Origin of the sequence: Enterococcus sp. DIV1083b (assembly GCF_051713705.1) — a bacterium.
In the GTDB taxonomy this organism is placed as follows: Bacteria; Bacillota; Bacilli; order Lactobacillales; family Enterococcaceae; genus Enterococcus_D; species Enterococcus_D casseliflavus.
The window spans coordinates 1,599,351-1,616,693 of sequence record NZ_JBIOQJ010000001.1 but is presented as its reverse complement, the minus strand read 5'-3'; the positions used below and the strand labels follow the sequence as shown (position 1 = coordinate 1,616,693).

Annotated in this window: 15 protein-coding genes; 5 read left to right on the top strand and 10 right to left on the bottom strand. The window is 41.8% G+C overall.

Annotation, left to right across the window (positions count from 1 at the left end):
- Positions 1–111: 111 nt before the first annotated feature.
- A complete protein-coding gene (locus IGI69_RS07415; protein ID WP_438740256.1) occupies positions 112–1,578 on the bottom strand; it encodes an alpha-amylase in 1,467 nt (488 codons plus the stop codon).
- Between the two features lie 205 nt (positions 1,579–1,783).
- On the opposite strand from IGI69_RS07415, the gene IGI69_RS07410 reads away from it, so the two are divergent.
- From IGI69_RS07410 to IGI69_RS07400, 3 genes are read left to right on the top strand one after another with little or no spacing between them, the layout of a single operon-like run.
- Positions 1,784–2,539 carry a DeoR/GlpR family DNA-binding transcription regulator gene (locus IGI69_RS07410; protein WP_159160620.1) on the top strand — a complete coding sequence of 252 codons (756 nt, stop codon included), beginning with the start codon at positions 1,784–1,786 and terminating at the stop codon, positions 2,537–2,539.
- A complete protein-coding gene (gene pfkB, locus IGI69_RS07405) occupies positions 2,536–3,453 on the top strand; it encodes a 1-phosphofructokinase (protein ID WP_015509619.1) in 918 nt (305 codons plus the stop codon). The genes IGI69_RS07410 and pfkB overlap by 4 nt, the downstream gene beginning before the upstream one ends.
- 13 nt (positions 3,454–3,466) lie before the next feature.
- Complete coding sequence (locus tag IGI69_RS07400) at positions 3,467–5,392, top strand: PTS fructose transporter subunit IIABC (RefSeq protein WP_438740254.1); 1,926 nt, start codon at positions 3,467–3,469, stop codon at positions 5,390–5,392.
- Positions 5,393–5,434: 42 nt separating this feature from the next.
- Here IGI69_RS07400 and IGI69_RS07395 read toward each other — a convergent pair whose 3' ends face one another.
- Positions 5,435–6,766 carry a hypothetical protein gene (locus tag IGI69_RS07395; RefSeq protein ID WP_438740252.1) on the bottom strand — a complete coding sequence of 444 codons (1,332 nt, stop codon included), beginning with the start codon at positions 6,764–6,766 and terminating at the stop codon, positions 5,435–5,437.
- A gap of 130 nt (positions 6,767–6,896) precedes the next feature.
- Here IGI69_RS07395 and IGI69_RS07390 point away from each other — a divergent pair, with 130 nt between their 5' ends.
- Positions 6,897–7,073, top strand: a complete 177-nt coding sequence (locus tag IGI69_RS07390) for an SPJ_0845 family protein (RefSeq protein WP_375820124.1) — start codon at positions 6,897–6,899, stop codon at positions 7,071–7,073.
- A gap of 113 nt (positions 7,074–7,186) precedes the next feature.
- On the opposite strand, the gene IGI69_RS07385 is transcribed toward IGI69_RS07390, so the two are convergent.
- From IGI69_RS07385 to IGI69_RS07350, 8 genes are all read right to left on the bottom strand, one after another.
- Positions 7,187–8,068, bottom strand: coding sequence for a helix-turn-helix transcriptional regulator (locus tag IGI69_RS07385; RefSeq protein WP_438740250.1), 882 nt, complete (start codon positions 8,066–8,068; stop codon positions 7,187–7,189).
- Positions 8,069–8,239: 171 nt separating this feature from the next.
- Positions 8,240–8,824 (bottom strand): ribosome biogenesis GTP-binding protein YihA/YsxC, encoded by a 585-nt coding sequence (gene yihA / locus IGI69_RS07380; protein ID WP_005225967.1) that lies wholly within the window; start codon positions 8,822–8,824, stop codon positions 8,240–8,242.
- 69 nt (positions 8,825–8,893) lie between these two features.
- Positions 8,894–10,138 carry an ATP-dependent Clp protease ATP-binding subunit ClpX gene (clpX, locus tag IGI69_RS07375; RefSeq protein WP_438740248.1) on the bottom strand — a complete coding sequence of 415 codons (1,245 nt, stop codon included), beginning with the start codon at positions 10,136–10,138 and terminating at the stop codon, positions 8,894–8,896.
- 226 nt (positions 10,139–10,364) lie between these two features.
- The gene (gene tig, locus IGI69_RS07370; RefSeq protein ID WP_005225965.1) at positions 10,365–11,648 is read right to left on the bottom strand and encodes a trigger factor; all 1,284 of its coding nucleotides are present in this window, start codon (positions 11,646–11,648) and stop codon (positions 10,365–10,367) included.
- Between the two features lie 119 nt (positions 11,649–11,767).
- Positions 11,768–12,715 carry a hypothetical protein gene (locus IGI69_RS07365; RefSeq protein WP_201689033.1) on the bottom strand — a complete coding sequence of 316 codons (948 nt, stop codon included), beginning with the start codon at positions 12,713–12,715 and terminating at the stop codon, positions 11,768–11,770.
- Between the two features lie 37 nt (positions 12,716–12,752).
- Positions 12,753–13,583, bottom strand: a complete 831-nt coding sequence (locus IGI69_RS07360; protein ID WP_438740245.1) for an RDD family protein — start codon at positions 13,581–13,583, stop codon at positions 12,753–12,755.
- A 2-nt stretch (positions 13,584–13,585) separates the two neighbouring features.
- The gene (sppA, locus tag IGI69_RS07355) at positions 13,586–14,617 is read right to left on the bottom strand and encodes a signal peptide peptidase SppA (protein ID WP_156235750.1); all 1,032 of its coding nucleotides are present in this window, start codon (positions 14,615–14,617) and stop codon (positions 13,586–13,588) included.
- A gap of 31 nt (positions 14,618–14,648) precedes the next feature.
- On the bottom strand, positions 14,649–14,939 hold the full coding sequence (locus IGI69_RS07350) for a hypothetical protein (protein ID WP_005225961.1): 291 nt from the start codon (positions 14,937–14,939) through the stop codon (positions 14,649–14,651).
- 445 nt (positions 14,940–15,384) lie between these two features.
- Here IGI69_RS07350 and glmS point away from each other — a divergent pair, with 445 nt between their 5' ends.
- Positions 15,385–17,196 carry a glutamine--fructose-6-phosphate transaminase (isomerizing) gene (glmS, locus tag IGI69_RS07345; protein ID WP_373191937.1) on the top strand — a complete coding sequence of 604 codons (1,812 nt, stop codon included), beginning with the start codon at positions 15,385–15,387 and terminating at the stop codon, positions 17,194–17,196.
- Positions 17,197–17,343 lie beyond the last annotated feature (147 nt).

The following is a 17,343-nucleotide window of genomic DNA, read 5'->3' as shown; positions in this document are numbered from 1 at the left end:
ATTTTTTCCCTTACGATTCATGCGATTTTTCAAGAGAAAGCAGGCTTGGTTTGTTTACATAATAAAAAGGCTGTAAACCTACCAGCCTTTTTATTCGTTTGAAGATTTTGGTTAACTAAAGTACTTCTCTACTAGTTTTTCATTTACATAAATCGAGACTTGCCCATCATTGACCGGGAAAACACCTTTTCCGGTATCATCTAAAACAACTTTCGCTTCATTGTTTCTCAATATATCCACGAAGGTCTCTCCACCATGGATCGCACTGATAGTCATTTCTTTTTCCGCTCCTTGGGCATTGGTCATCACGACCGCTAATCCAGAAAGCTCATGTTCATAATCGCCAGTTAATACCCAGCCAATGCAATTAGGATCATCGAAATAATCGACTTGATTCCCGAATGCAAGCTTCTCCCGAAGTTTCAGCATATGGACCAGCGCATCCCCGACAGGGGCGATTTCTTGCGCGGGAATCCCAAATAAATCCCCCCAGAAAACTACTGGTACGCCAGCTTTACGTAAAAGGATCAATGAATAGGCATGGACTTTGAACCATCCGTCTATCCAAGATTGTAAACTTTGCCCAACCTGCGTGTCATGATTATCCACAAAAGTCACTGCATAATCTTCGCGAGCGGCGGTCAACGTACCTGCAAAAATTTGGCTCATATCGTATTCGCCATTTGAGTGAGATGCTTCATATAAATTGTAGTGCAATGGCACATCAAATAAATAAATCAAATTTCCTGAAGAATCTAAATACCCTTCTAATTTTGGCAGATCCCCTGACCAATATTCTCCGACAACAAATAGTGGTTTGCCTTTTTCCTCGCGTCGGTTTAAGATCCAATCCGCGTAATAGTTGAACTCAATGTGTTTGACCGCATCTAGTCGATACCCGTCAACGCCGGTCAGTTCTTGGTACCATTGGCCCCATTTATTGAGTTGTTCCACTGTTTCGGGATTTTCCATGTCCAAATCACAACCCATTAAGTAGTCGTAATTGCCCATCTCATCATCCACTTGGTTTTCCCAGCCCTTATCAGCGAAGTTAAAAATCCCGTGGTCTTTGTTGCGGTCATCATAATCGACACCAGAAAAATTATGCCACGTCCAAACGTAATCATTGTACGTCCCCTGACGTCCTGGGAATGTGAACTTGGTCCAAGCTTCGATTTCTTCCTCATCACTGATCGGTTCATTACGGTTTTCGGTATTGTATTTAACCGCTGGAACGACTTCTTTTTCATCGGCACCAATCAAGTGATTGAAAACGATGTCGGCATAAACCTCTATTCCTTGTTCTTGCAGTGCTTTGATGGCTTCTAGGTATTCATCCTTTGTCCCATATTTTGTTGGCACCGTCCCCTTTTGATCGAATTCGCCTAGATCATAATAATCATAGACACCATACCCAACGTCTTCGGACCCAGCTGTCCCTTTATAGGCAGGCGGCAGCCAAATTGCGGTAAATCCATACTCTTTGATTTCTTTACTCATTTCTTTCAATTTGTTCCAGTGCTGGCTATCTGCCGGCAGGTCCCATTCGAACCCTTGTAAAATGACTTTGTTATTCATTTATTTATCCCCCCTTACTTCAATTAAGCCAAATAATAGTAAAAATTGTCAAATATAAGGATAGCTATTAAATCAAAATGAAGGTTATCATGACCGTTTATGACCGATTCCATTTATTCACGCTTTCATTTTGAATGTTTTTTACTGTTTATGATTGATTTTGAACGAATCATATGGTATCATGGCAGGTGAAGAGGTGATGAAAATGCTTACAGAGGAGCGTCATCAAGCGATTTTGGCACGATTGGAACAAGAAGAGATCGTCAAGGTCAGTGAACTGATTCAACTGTTGGATGCTTCAGAATCAACGATCCGTCGAGACCTGCAAGAGTTGGAAGACAAAGGATTTTTAGTCAGAATTCACGGTGGAGCCAAGAAAAGTCAGCAATTAGGCTTCGAACCAAACATGTCAGAAAAAACGGCGAAGTTTCAAACGGAAAAGCAAAAGATAGCAAGAACAGCTGCCCAGACGATCAAAAATGGTGAAGTCATTTACTTAGATGCTGGAACAACGACCCTCGAAATGATTCCTTTCCTATCGGCTATCACAGGCCTTAAGGTGGTCACGAACTCCGTCAAACACGCTTCCCTATTGATCGATCACGGGATCGACACCATGATTTTAGGGGGAACCATTAAGATATCGACGAACGCTGTGTTAGGGATCAATGCTGGTGAACAACTGCGAAAACTACGCTTTAATCGTTGCTTTATGGGCATGAACGGGGCTCATTCTGAGGCTGGATTCACAACACCTGATCCTGAAGAAGCCCTGATCAAGCAGATCGCTTTAGAGCACAGTCAACAAGCCTATGTCTTGCTAGACCATTCCAAATTTCAGCAAACGACTTTTGCTCAAGTTGCCTTTATCGAAGGTGCGACGATCATCACCGATTATTGCCCAAAAAACTATTTAGCGAAATTCAGAGCAAAAACAACCATTATGGAGGTAATACAATGATTTACACAGTAACACTCAATCCATCGATCGACTTTATCGTCCATGTCGATCATTTGGAAATCGGCGCCCTTAATCGAATGAAACAAGACTTTAAACTACCTGGCGGCAAAGGAATCAATGTCTCACGGATTTTGAAACGCATCGGCATCGCCTCGACTGCCCTTGGTTTCGTTGGCGGATTTACTGGTCGTTTTATTGAAGAGTGGCTGACCAAAGAGGAAATCAACAGCAACTTTACCCAAGTCGCTGCGGACACACGAATCAATATCAAACTAAAATCCGGCGAAGAAACAGAAATCAACGGTCTTGGTCCAGTCATTCGCCAGCAAGAAATTGCTGAATTGAAACACCAATTAGCCACTCTTTCTGCCGAAGACATCGTCATCCTATCAGGAAGTAAACCAGCTGGTCTTCCAACCGACTTTTATAAAGAATTGATCAAAATCGTTAAAGAAGCGGGTGCGGAATTTGTCATTGATACGACCGGCGCGGAACTTTTTGACGCTTTATCCGATCAGCCTTTGCTAATCAAACCAAATAATCATGAATTAGCCGAACTTTATGAAACTTCTTTTTCAACAATCGAAGATATTTTGCCTTATGGTCAAAGAATGCTAAAGGATGGCGCTAAAAATGTCATTGTCTCTCTAGGCGGCGATGGCGCCCTGCTCTTTACTGGCAATGAGATCTATCGATCCAATGTGTTGAAACGACCTTTGAAAAATTCAGTTGGCGCTGGAGATTCCATGATTGCTGGATTCATTGGGCGTTATGCAAAGACCAAAGATGTGGTTGAAGCATTCAAATGGGGAGTCGCTTGTGGCAGTGCCACTGCGTTTTCAGATGATTTAGCTGAGGCGTCATTTATCGAAGAATTACTACCGGAAGTCATAATTGAACAAGTGAATCTATAGGAGGATGGAAAAAATGAAAATCAATGAGTTGATGCTAAAAGATGCCATGATCATGGACTTACAAGCAACAGACAAAAAAGGTGCCATTGATGAAATGGTAGCAAAATTATATGCTGTCGGACGAATTTCAGATATCGAGGTCTACAAAGAAGGAATTCTTGCCCGAGAAGCTCAAACATCAACAGGGCTAGGTGACGGCATCGCAATGCCTCATGCCAAAAACAGTGCGGTCAAAGAAGCGACGGTCTTATTCGCAAAAAGTAATGCGGGTGTTGACTATGAGGCGTTAGATGGACAACCAACGTACCTCTTCTTTATGATCGCAGCACCAGAAGGAGCAAATGATACTCATTTACAAGCATTAGCAGCGCTATCTCGCTTGTTGATCGATCCAGATTTCGTTGCTAAACTAAAAACAGCGACAACTTCTGATCAAGTACAACAACTTTTCTCAGAAGCTGAGGCACAGCAAGAAGCCGATGCTTTAGCAGAAGAAGCGGCAAACCAAGAAGCAGCACCTGCTAGCGAACGTCCCTATATCGTCGCAGTTACAGCTTGCCCGACAGGGATCGCCCACACCTACATGGCAGAAGATGCTTTGAAAAAGAAAGCCAAAGAGCTTGGTGTTGACATCAAAGTCGAAACAAATGGTTCAGAAGGAATCAAAAATCGTTTAACAGAAGCTGATATCGCCCAAGCTGCTGGTGTGATCGTAGCTGCCGATAAAAAAGTTGAAATGGATCGCTTTGACGGCAAACATTTAGTAAACCGTCCTGTGAGCGATGGTATCCGTAAAACCGAGCAATTAATCAATGAAGCATTGAGCGGAACTGCTCCTGTTTTTCACGGTAGTGGCCAAGCTTCTGATAAAGAGGACGCTTCTGCTGATGGTTCAGTCGGTCAACGAATCTATAAAGATTTGATGAATGGTGTTTCTCACATGTTACCATTTGTTATTGCCGGTGGAATCATGATCGCTATTTCCTTCATGGTGGACCAGTTCATGGGTGTCCCTCAAGATGCCTTGAGTCAATTAGGAAACTACAACCAAGCCGCTTCTTGGTTCAATCAAATCGGTAGCGCGGCATTTGGTTTTATGTTACCTGTCTTAGCTGGTTTCATCGCTTCAAGTATCAGTGACCGACCTGGATTGATCGTCGGTTTCGCAGCAGGTGCCCTAGCAAATACGGGTGGTGCTGGATTCTTAGGAGCATTGATTGGCGGTTTCTTAGCTGGTTATGTCATCAAGTTCTTGCGTTCATTATTCAAAGGTTTACCAAAATCATTAGAAGGAATCAAAACGATCCTTTTCTACCCTGTTTTCGGCCTATTGATCACTGGCTTCTTGATGTTACTGATCAACGTGCCAATGAAAGCCATCAATGACGGTTTGAATAGCTTCTTGACTGGCTTAAGTGGTACCAACGCAGCTTTACTTGGCGCTTTGTTAGCAGCGATGATGGCAGCCGATCTAGGCGGCCCAATCAACAAAGCCGCTTATGTTTTTGGTACTGCAACATTGGCAACGACCGTTGCTGAAGGTGGTAGCGTCGTAATGGCATCTGTAATGGCGGGCGGAATGGTTCCTCCATTAGCAATCTTTGTCGCAACGTTATTGTTCAAAAATAAATTCACAAAAGACCAAAAAGAAGCAGGTTTGACAAATATCGTCATGGGGCTGTCCTTCGTCACAGAAGGTGCGATTCCATTTGCAGCAGCAGATCCACTGCGAGCGATCCCAAGCTTTATCGTCGGTTCTGCCCTGACTGGTGCACTTGTCGGTGCCTTTGATATCCAATTGATGGCGCCACATGGTGGGATCTTCGTTGTCCTATTATTATCTAAACCAATTTTGTTCTTGCTATTCATCTTGATCGGTGCGATCGTTTCTGGCGTCGTATTCGGTTTGTTGAAAAAAGCGCCTGAGCAAACAGCTTAATTGAAAAGACCCACAAGATCCTCGTAATCTTGCGGGTCTTTTTCATTCTTGATTGGTAAAAAGCTGCTGCTCGACTAGCTTTTGGGTGTTCATAAAATACACTCGTAGTTTTTTCCCATCCTTCTTTAGATTGACCCATGTATATTTGCGCGTGCGGTGCAGATAGCCAAAATGAACATCAGGCATGGTCGCTTTCAATGCATCTAGCGGTAAGTGCTTCAAAGCAGTCTCAGGCAAATAAAATTGCAAGCAAGCAGTATAGTCTTTAAAACGATCCTCTGAATATTCAATCTCAAGATGACTACGAATATAGAATGAATAAGCCTCTACACCATCGTCTATCGTTAGTTCTGGCTTTAATACGATATAATCCATCATGCGCAACCGCTCTTGATCCACCCAAGGAAAATACGCTTGGGCATTCAGATACCCTTTCACTCGCCGCTCTTGATACTCTTCGTTCACGAGGTCGAAGCTTCTGGTGACAAAATGTGTCGCACTGCGTTTTGTTGTTGGCTGCAGTCGATCATTTTGGTATTGAATGGTTTGGATCAAGTGATCGCCAAAGGCATATTCAATATATGGTTCTCTCAAAATACCGACCCCGTTATCCGAAGTCAATTGATCGATTCCAGTTTGATCGCGAAACAATCGCTGGTAGGATAGATTCAATTCGTGATCCCACTGGAAAGGATCTCGATACAATTCCACCATCACAACCCCTTGATCTCTTACCTGCACTTGCTCCACCTGCTGCGCATCAGTAATGATCACCTGAGGAATGATATGCGCGTAGAATGCCGAAAAGTACATGCGCCAGCAAGAAGTCAGTGTATAGCCATTGTAAAAGACGTCGTAACCAGAAAACTGATTGCAGTCGATGACGATTTCTTGTTCAAAATTTTTCCGCTTCGGTAACGCGTTGATTTCAGCAATCGATTGAAAATTTTGCCTTTTCTCGATTCCCTCGACGTTATGCATCAAGTACTCATCATATGAACGCAAATAGCCGAACAAGCCATCTCTTTGCATCGTTTCATCGAAGTAACTTAAAATCACGGGTTTTTGCGTGGAAAATACGTCTTTCGTAAACAGGTGCCGTTGTAAAACAGCCTCTTGAATGATATGGATACTGGACTCATTTTGGCCGTCCGTCACAATCAATTCCGTATTGATTTTTTCAGGGGCGCTATGCAGCAGTTGACTGACCTCATCCAAATCATAAGGTTTCTTTGCTTGCTGATTGTAGTAGTATTCCGTCGGCTGATAGCTAAGACGAACCAAAGCGAACCAATTTTCAATCAACAAACGCAACTGTGCTGCTTCCATTTGGGTTGATTGTAGAAAGCCATAGATTTTTTCAGTTTTGATCATCGCTATCCCTCTTTTCTATCCCCTTTCTTTAATTATAGTAAAGGGGGAAACGATTGAACACTATTTCGCTTTTTTTTTGATGAAATCTACCACCGTTCGTGGTAAACTTAAGGCGCTTGGAGGTGAACCTATGGGCTTAAAATTCCAACGAGAAGACTCGCTAGATAAAATGTTTGATGATTTTGCCTTTCTTCCCGATAACAACAAAGACAAGAAAAAGCAGGAAAACGATATTGAGCGTTTCTTGAAAAACGAATCTGATGAAGAGAAAAAAACACAACCTAAAGATAGTAAGAAAGCAGACTAATAAAAAAGGCAAAGGACGCGTCAGTCCCTTGCCTTTTTTTACTTGCCGAAATAGATAATGAGCCACTGAAGCTACAGAAGTTCAACGATCAGAATCATCATCTAGAGGTTTTCTTATAGCTCTTCATACAACATACTTTGACGTAATCGCACCAAGCCAATGGTCAACAAACAAAGAATAAAAAAGATGGTTGTTAAGATCGTCATCACGAAGATCACCACAAAAATCGGTGAGCTTGTAAAACGAATCATTGGTTCAAAGATAGTGGTTTTAATCAAGTCAGGGATCTCAGAGACCAAGAGTTGTTGAATCGCTTGGTTAAAATCTTCCGTTGATGAATTTGCGGGCAAAACAGCCATAAAACTCCCTACACCATAATTTGCGACCCCAATCCAAGCAATTGCGACGTTTGCTAGAGCGAGCCAGCCAACGCCAAGATTACCGACAACGATCGAACCGATCGCAAGATTGCCAATCCCAACTAATAAGCCAAAGCAGAGATTCCCTATTGCAATGACACCGATACTGACTGTCCCAATTCCCAACATTCCGAAGGACAATAAGCCAATCGATAAAAAGCCTAAACTGACAACCCCCAAAGCAATAATCCCTTTGGCTTTGACACCAAGGCTAAACCAGCCGCTGGCAGTTGGTAACTCTTTCATCAGCACAAAAAACCCTCGAACACTCGTCACTTGATTCAGTAATAAGAATAAATTGGGAATCAAAATGTGCATCAACGGAAGCCGCAGAACCGTCCGTTCACTTTTGTATTCATAATAGTAGGTTTCTTTTTTTTCTTTTAATAGCTCTTCCACTGGTGTGCCTAATAAATCGGCTAGACGGACCAATGTCTCGATGTCTGGCAACCCATTTCCTCGTTCCCATTTTGAAATGGCCTTATCAGAAACAAATAACCTCGCAGCTAATTCCTTCTGTGTTAAATTATGTCTTGATCGATACTCTTTTAATTTTTTACTTAATGATTCATGCATTCGACCACACCTCCTTGTTACAAGTTTAACAAATAACAAGGAGATTTTCGCTAAAATTGAGCAAATTCAGCACTCTACGCTGCGTAGAATAGCTTAAATCAGCTAATTTCCACTGTAAAATGAGAAAAACCGAAGCAAAGGACTTTCTTGCTTCGGTTTCCTAAATGATAATTATTTTATTGCTGCTTCAATCGCTTTCCACGCTTCTTCTTTTCCTTGTTTGGTAATGGAAGAAAAGAGGATAAACGTATCTGCTGGATCAAAGGATAATGCTTTTTTGATCATGCTTTCATGCTTGTTCCATTTCCCGCGAGGGATTTTGTCTGCTTTGGTGGCGACCACGATCACTGGAATCTCGTAGTATTTCAAAAACTCATACATTTGAATATCTTCTTGTGAGGGGGCATGACGTAAATCAACAAGAGATACGACTGCACGCAGCTGCTCTCTTTGTTCAAGATATGTCTCAATCATTTTCCCCCATTTCGCTCGCTCTGTTTTCGATACTTTTGCATAGCCGTAGCCGGGGACATCGACAAAATGCAGCGTATTTTCAATCAAATAAAAGTTCAGCGTTTGCGTCTTCCCAGGTTTTGATGAGGTACGGGCTAAATTTTTACGATTGATCAATGTATTGATGAAGGATGACTTTCCGACATTTGAGCGGCCTGCTAAGGCAATCTCCGGTAAAGGTGTAGCTGGATATTGTGCTGGAGAAACGGCACTGATGACGATTTCAGCATCATGTACTTTCATCGAATCGCTCCTTTCTATTTTTTCAAAAAGAAAGCCGGATAGCAATGAAACTATCCGACTTGGTCTCGATTAGACTGCTTTTTTGGTCTCTTCATTGTAAATGATTTTTGGTTCACCAAGTCCTTTTGCCGCTTCTTCCGTGATGGTGACTTTTTGGATCGACTCATCAGAAGGGACATTGAACATGACATCCATCATGATATTCTCGATGATCGAACGCAACCCGCGAGCACCGGTATTTCGCTCAATGGCTTGCGCAGCAATGGCACGCAAAGCCTCTGGCTCAAATTCCAGCTCGGTGTCATCTAATGCCATTAACTTTTGGTATTGTTTGACCAGCGCATTTTTTGGTTCAGTCAAAATATGCACTAAATCATCTACTGTTAATTTCTCTAGCGCAGCCATCACTGGCAAGCGGCCAATAAATTCAGGAATCAAACCGAATTTAAGCAAGTCTTCAGGAATGATTTGCTGCATCACGCTTTCGCCTTCTTCAAGGCGCTTATTGTTCGTGCCAAAACCAATTGTTTTTTCACCTAAACGGTTTTTAACGATGGTTTCGATTCCGTCAAACGCCCCGCCAACAATAAAGAGAATATTGGTGGTATCAATTTGGATCATCTCTTGATGTGGATGTTTCCGTCCACCTTGTGGCGGTACACTAGCAGTCGTTCCTTCTAGGATCTTCAGCAAAGCTTGCTGTACGCCTTCACCGGATACGTCACGAGTAATCGATACATTTTCACTCTTACGGGCGATTTTATCGATCTCATCAATATAGATGATCCCTTTTTCAGCCATTTCTACGTTATAATCAGCAGCTTGTAACAGTTTCAAAAGAATGTTTTCCACATCTTCACCGACATAGCCGGCTTCTGTCAAACTGGTTGCATCAGCGATTGCAAAAGGCACGTTTAGTGAACGTGCTAACGTTTGTGCCAAAAATGTTTTCCCAGAACCTGTTGGTCCGATCAAGCAAATATTGCTTTTTTGTAATTCTACATCTTCTGCTGTCGTTTCTACATTGACCCGTTTGTAGTGATTGTAAACTGCTACAGCCAATGTCCGTTTCGCACGATCTTGTCCAATCACATATTCATTGAGAACATTCAGTAATTCTTGCGGTTTCGGCACTTCGGTAAATTCCCGAACTGCTTCTTCGTAAAACTCTTCATCAATGATTTCTTTACACAAATCGATGCATTCATTACAGATATAGACCCCAGGACCTGCAACGATCTTTTTCACCTCTTCTTGCGTTTTGCCACAAAAAGAACAACGAACAGCTTCATTACCGTTTGTATTATCGTACATACTGTTCACCCCTTGAAAATTTTCCAACCTATTTAAAGGAGTGGAATTTTGTTTACTAACTTTGCAGTCTTAAACAATCATATCATAACTTTTTTGAAAGAAAAAGTTCTTTTTACGTTGCCTAACGTTTTCTTATCATTTGTTAGTAATTGTTAAACTAGCCCCTCTTACTCCCAAGAAAAAACGGCAAACACCGCTAGATGTTCGCCGTTTTTAAGCATGTTGCTTACGCTTCTTTTGCAGTACCTGTGACAAGTTCAACTGCTTTCTTCATCGTGATATCATGTTTCAACATGTCTTCTGTTAAGACGCGTTTGATTTGATCCACTGGCATGTTGTAAGCTTCAGAAAGTTCTTTGATTTCGTTTTCGATATCTTCTTCTGTTGCTTCCAAACCTTCTGCTTTAGCGATTGCTTCAATAACAAGGTTTGTTTTCACGCGGGTTTCTGCTTCACCTTCAAATTGTGTGTGCAGATCTGCTTCAGTTGAACCAGTTAATTGATAATACATTTCTGGTGAGATTCCTTGACGTTGCATATTGTTCAAGAATTCATCCATTGAACGGTGTACTTCATCATGAACCATTGAATGTGGTAATTCAACGATTTCTGCGTTTTCAACTGCTTGACGGATCGCAGCTTCATCTTTTGCATCTTCAGCTGCTTTTTCTTTTGTTTCAGTCAATTCAGCACGGTATTTTTCTTTTAATTCAGCTAATGATTCAACGCTGTCATCAACGTCTTTTGCGAATTCATCATCTAATTCAGGAAGTTCTTTTGCTTTTACTTCGTGAACAGTTACTTTGAAGACTGCTTCTTTACCAGCTAAATCTTCTGCTTGATAATCTTCTGGGAAAGTAACGGTAACGTCTTTGCTATCACCAGCTTTTGTTCCTACTAATTGTTCTTCAAAACCAGGGATGAATGAGTTTGAGCCAAGTTCAAGTGAGTAGTTTTCACCTTTGCCGCCTTCAAATGTTTCTTCCCCTAAGAAGCCTTCAAAGTCGATAACGACTGTGTCGCCATTTTCAGCTGCTTCGTCTTCTTTGATAACTAATTCAGCTTGTGCTTCTTGTTCACGTTTGATGCGTGCATCCACGTCTTCTTCTGTTACTTCACGGTCTTGTTTTTCAACTGTTAATTCTTTGTAATCACCAAGTTTTACTTCAGGTTTTACAGTAACTTCTGCTTTGATAACCCAATCTTGGCCTTTTTCCATGCTGTCAACGTCGATTTTTGGTTGCGCAACAGGATCGATCCCTGCTTCTTTTACAGCAGCTTCATAAGCTTCTGGAAGAACAGCGTTCAATGCATCTTCATACAACGCTTCTTCGCCGTACATACGGTTAAATACTTGGCGTGAAACTTTCCCTTTACGGAAGCCAGGTACGTTAAGATTGCCTTTCACTTTATTGAATGCAGTCGTCAAGCCTTTTTGGATTTCTGCTTGAGCGATCGTAAATGTCAAAACACCATCATTGGTGCCTGTTTTTTCCCATTTTGCAGTCATTTATTTCCCTCCGAATATTAATTGATTTACATATGAAATAGCTTCATGCATACCTTTAAATAGTACACTAACGTTGTTTAATTGTAAACATTTTACCATGAAAGTTGCGAATTTTTCTTTCAGCGAATGCTCAATCGTAGGATATTGCGTAGGTGTCGTTTGCGTTCTTCTATTTCATTCGCTGCTTTTGGCTGTTCTTTTTCTTCAAATAACCCACGATAATCTTCAATGTAGCTTGCCACCCATGCTTTTGCCTCCTCTTTTGCAGGTAAAAATGGGTAGCTGATGGCTAAATGATCATTGATCTCTGCTGAGACGCTTTCTGCTAAAATCGGATCTTCTTGGGCGATCGTTTCGTCAATCTCTTTCTGGATCGCTTTAACAGCGGCATCTTCTTGCAAAAGTTTTAACTCTTTCGGAACGATTTGCTGCATATTCCCAAGGTAATCGATCAGTTCAAAAGGTTCGTCCACTTCAAGACGTACGAGCTCATCCACTAATTTGGGCAGTAAATATGGATTTTTGATGGAAGCTAACGTTTCATGCATCAGCGTGACAAATTGTGGTTTGGTAATGGCTTGGGTAAAAACGTGCCATTCTGTTGCACTCACCGGTTGATTGGCTTCATCTAATGCACGTAAATGCTTGCGTTTCCCATGAAAATCTTCCAGTCCTAAAATTTGCTGAACTTCTTCTACCTTTGCTAATTCACTTGCTAACTGTTCCTGATAGCGGCTTGCAATTTTTGTTTTTTTACCTAATGTAAGCCAGCGCCGAGCTTTTAAATACTGACCATCCAAGATCAGCAGATGACCAATTTGTAAATACCCGTCGGTTTCTTTTAGATAATCATCCAAATAGTCTTCCGCCAGATCTAACGCTTTGGCAAAATCATTCAACTGCTGCAGACATTCAACCAGCCATTGATTGATCTCAAAACTGGCATTTTTTTGATAGAGTTCATTGTACAGGCGAAAAGCTTGCAAAAACTCCTTTGACTGGTAGGCTTTTTCTGCCGCCAGCCGAAGCCGTTCATTTGGTCCTGGGAAATCAATCGTCTCACCCATTCTCGATCCCTCCTTTACTACTTGCTTGATCTGCTAGTTAGTTTTGTGCGCCAATCATTACGTGATTGGCATCCACTTGTTTATTGAAAGCTTTGATCAGATTAATGGTCACCACACTGGTTTCTGCAAAATAATCCGCAGCCTGCTGCTTATTTTTATTAAAGGCGATCGGTAAATAACCAAGATAAAAGAAAAGATTGAATTGTAATACGTAGCGTCCGCAAAGCTCGCGAATCAACACAGTTTGCCAGCTGAGTTCTTCCTCTACAAAAGAAACCACTCGAATGCCAAAAAGCATTTTTCCAATCGTTTGACCATGATTTAGCTTTGTCATTAGAACAAAATAGCCTAGATAGATTGCTAAGGCACAGATGTTGTAAAGGCCAAACCGCTGATTGGTTGCCGTTAAATTCGCTAGATTGTAGATACTACCGATCGTTATTTGAGTAATCGCTCGGATCACCAACACATCAACGAGATAAGCAAAGAAACGAATCCAAAACCCAGCAAAAAAGTAGCTAGGAAAATCATTGAAGAACCGTTTGTCTTCTGCCTGTTTTTCAGGTTCTTCATACCGTTGCCAGGCTTGTTGTTTTTCCTCGATCTCGCTTTGGGTATACTCTTCTTCCTTAAAAGACGTCAAGACTTGTTGGTAAAAATCATCGGGATGATTTACTTGTGCGTTCCTCATCGCTTTGCTGGCGTTTACTGGTTCGGTTGTTTCTGAAACCTGCGCTTCAGTTGGCACATCCGTATGACCGGTTGACGGTGTCGAGGTTTCCCGCTGTTCCCTTTGATCGATTGACGTACTTGTGTGATTGTCATCCGTTGACGATGTGCCAGCGGAATACTTGTTTTTCTCTGTCATAGTCATTCACCTCCATAGTAATAAAGAGGTTTCGGAGCATCGCTGGTTCCAAGGCTTTCCATCAATTGGATCACTCGCTCTGTGTTTGATTCTTTTAATCCTTGCAGTTCGGCTAAACTTGAACCTAACCAAGTAGAAGCAAATCCAGTAGAGGAAACATCATAGCTGAAAATCTCGGCATCTTCCAAGCCTAGATCTGCTTGCATTGCTGCTAATGTATCTTCAGGAAAACCGATTTCATCCACTAAACCAACGGACACTGCTTGCTGCCCATCATAGATGCGGCCATCAGCGATCTTTCTAACGGCTTCTTCTGTCATGCCACGTCCTTCTGCTACGATTTTTACGAACCGACCATAGGCATTGTCGACATAGGTCTGCAAGACTTCCTTGTCGGCTTCTGTGGGTTCTCTCGTTGATGAACCTACATCTTTTAGTGCGCCACTTTTATACGTATTGTCTTCGATCCCTAGCTTTTCGAATAAGCCAGCATAGTTTAGCCCTGACATGATCACCCCGATTGAACCAGTAATGGTTTCATCCGTTGCAAAAATTTTATCAGCACCTGCCGAGATATAATAACCGCCACTGGCTGCCATGTTTTTCATACTGACATACATCGGAATCCCTAACTCTTTGATTTTTGCTAACTCCCGAGCGATCTCCGCACTTTCATAGACGCCGCCTCCAGGGGTATTAACTTCCATCAAGATGCCCCCAATAGTTGGATCTTCTTGGATCATCCGTAGTTCTTCCAAAAACCGCTGATGATCATAAGATTCCGTTGTGAATAAACCGCCACTGGAGCTGCTGGCGATGGTTCCTTCTAAAGATAAGCGAACGATGCGATTGTCTTGATCTCCGGCAACTAACGTTGTCTCTTCGATCGCATTACTTCCATAGAACAAAGCATTTAACCCTTGTAACGTCTGAGTTTCCTCTTGCTCTGGACGATTTGTGATTACTGAAAAAACCCCCGAGCAGATAAATAACCCTGCTGCGATCGCCACTGCGATCCATCTTCTTTTATTCATTCTCCCACCTAACTTTTCACCTTTCCCATTTTTAGTATAGATTTTTGATGACGATCACTGCTTCTTCGTCTCCAACCGCATCAAATTTCTCACTTTTTTCAGCTAAGACGTAGCCACCAAAAAATTCCTTTGTTAGTTCATCTTGGACTTCGAATGTTTGCGCGGTTTCCACGGTGACTGATCCAGGCAAAATTTCTTGCAAGCTGTCCCAGCCCGTATCCAACATGACCTTTGTTTCATCTGTGACATTAGGATCTTTTTCTATCGCAGCTACCATTTTCTTTAGCTCGGAAAAAGTCATACAATTTACAAATTCTGGCATTTCATTCCCTCACTTTCTTACTTTTTTATTGTAGCGAACTTAAAAAAAAAAGCATAGCTTTATGAGGAAATTTCTTGGGAATCTTATTCGACAAAGCTATGTCAGCTGTTTTGATTTCCTTTACACAGGTTCAAATCAACCTTACCAATAACTATACCAATTATTTTTATATAACTTACAGTTGACAGAGACAGGAATAAATATTATGATATTGCTTGTATTTCTATAAAATATCTCACAAGGAGGATAGATAGACCAATAAGGATAGCGCCTGATCTGGAAACAGATGACGAGGAAAGAGTTTATCGAAACATTCGGCGGATGACTCTAGGGACTGCACTCTACAGGCAAGAACAAATCTCATCGTAAGATGATGACAAAGACTTGCTACGCAGATAGAAATACATAATGCCAAACTAAATTTTTTGAAAGTAGGATTATCATTATGTGTGGAATTGTAGGAATCGTAGGAAAATCAAATGCAGAACGAATTATTTTGAACGGATTGGAACGCTTAGAGTATCGCGGCTATGACTCAGCAGGTCTTTATGTCGCTGATCGGACTTCGGATCACTTAATTAAAGCCCAAGGAAGAATCAAAAACTTGGAAGAAAAAGTGACTTCTGAAGTAACAGGAACGATCGGTATCGGACATACCCGTTGGGCGACCCACGGCAAGCCATCAGAAATGAACGCTCATCCTCATACTTCAGCAAACCAAGCACTCGTGTTGGTTCATAACGGTGTGATCGAAAACTTTGAAGAGCTTCATCAAGAATATTTAAGCAACCACCAATTTGAAGGTCAAACAGATACGGAAATCGTTGTTCATTTGATTGAAGCATTGAAGGAGCAAGACAACAGCACGACCAAAGCAGCCTTTAAAAAAGCTTTGTCCTTGATTCGCGGCTCTTATGCCTTTGCCTTAGTAGAAAAAAATGATCCAAAAACCATTTATGTTGCCAAAAACAAAAGTCCTTTATTGATCGGTTTGGGAGATGGGTTCAATGTCATCTGCAGCGATGCCTTAGCAATGCTCGATCAAACGACTCATTTTGTTGAGATCGAAGATGGCGAAATGGTGACCGTAACAGCCGATACAATCGAAATCGAAGATCCAAAAGGAAACCTTGTGTACCGTGAGTCTTATGAAGCACAACTAGATCTGACTGACATCGAAAAAGGAACGTACCCTTACTACATGTTAAAAGAAATCGATGATCAACCAACTGTGATGCGCCGCTTGATTCAAGAATATCAAGGAGAATCTGGTGAAGTAGTGATCGATCCAGCGTTAAAAAACGAACTTTTAGCTAGCGATCGGATCTACATCATTGCTTGTGGTACTAGCAATCATGCTGGCTGGGCAGCAAAAGCCATTTTAGAAAAACTAACACAGATTCCTGTTGAGGTTCATTTATCTAGTGAGTTTGGCTACAACATGCCATTGTTGTCAGCAAACCCCTTCTTCTTGTTCTTATCACAAAGTGGTGAAACGGCAGATAGCCGTCAAGTATTAGTGACGATCAACCAGTTAGGTCTTCCTAGTCTGACGATTACCAACGTTGCTGGTTCTACTCTTTCTCGAGAAGCGAACCATACCTTATTGCTTCATGCTGGTCCAGAAATCGCTGTTGCCTCTACAAAGGCGTATACTGCACAGATCGCAGTGATGACGTTATTAGCAAAAGCCATTGGTGATGAAAAAGCTGTTCCTGAAGCATTGGACTTTGATGTTTTCCATGAACTAAGCATCGTTGCTTCTGCAATGGAGGCTTTAGTGGATGAAAAAGCTGTTATCAGTCAATTTGCTGAGGATTTCCTTTCCGAAACCCGTAATGCGTTTTACATTGGACGTGGAAATGATTACTATGTATCGATGGAAGCGGCATTGAAATTAAAAGAAATTTCTTATATCCAAGCGGAAGGCTTTGCGGCTGGTGAATTAAAACACGGCACCATCGCGTTGATCGAAGAAGGTACACCAGTGATCGGTGTGATCACGGAAGAAGTGACCGGCTCTCATACGCGAGGCAATTTGAAAGAAGTCGAATCTCGTGGGGCTCATACCCTTGTGATCGTTAGCCAAGAATTAGCAAAAGCGACTGATCAAATCATTTTACCAAGCGTTCACCCATTGGTAACCAGCTTAGTGGCAGTCGTTCCAACACAGCTGCTGGCTTACTTTGCCACTTTACAGCGCGGATTCGACGTTGATAAACCAAGAAACTTAGCAAAATCCGTTACCGTTGAATAAGTTTTTTAAAAGATTGAAACCGAATTGGTTATCTTCTGAATAATAAAAAGAACTCCTCGTTCGATGACTCGATCGTTCATAGGGGTTCTTTTTTTCTTGTCTACTGCACAACAAATCCGAAAAGACTTTTAAAAGCAACTATCCTTC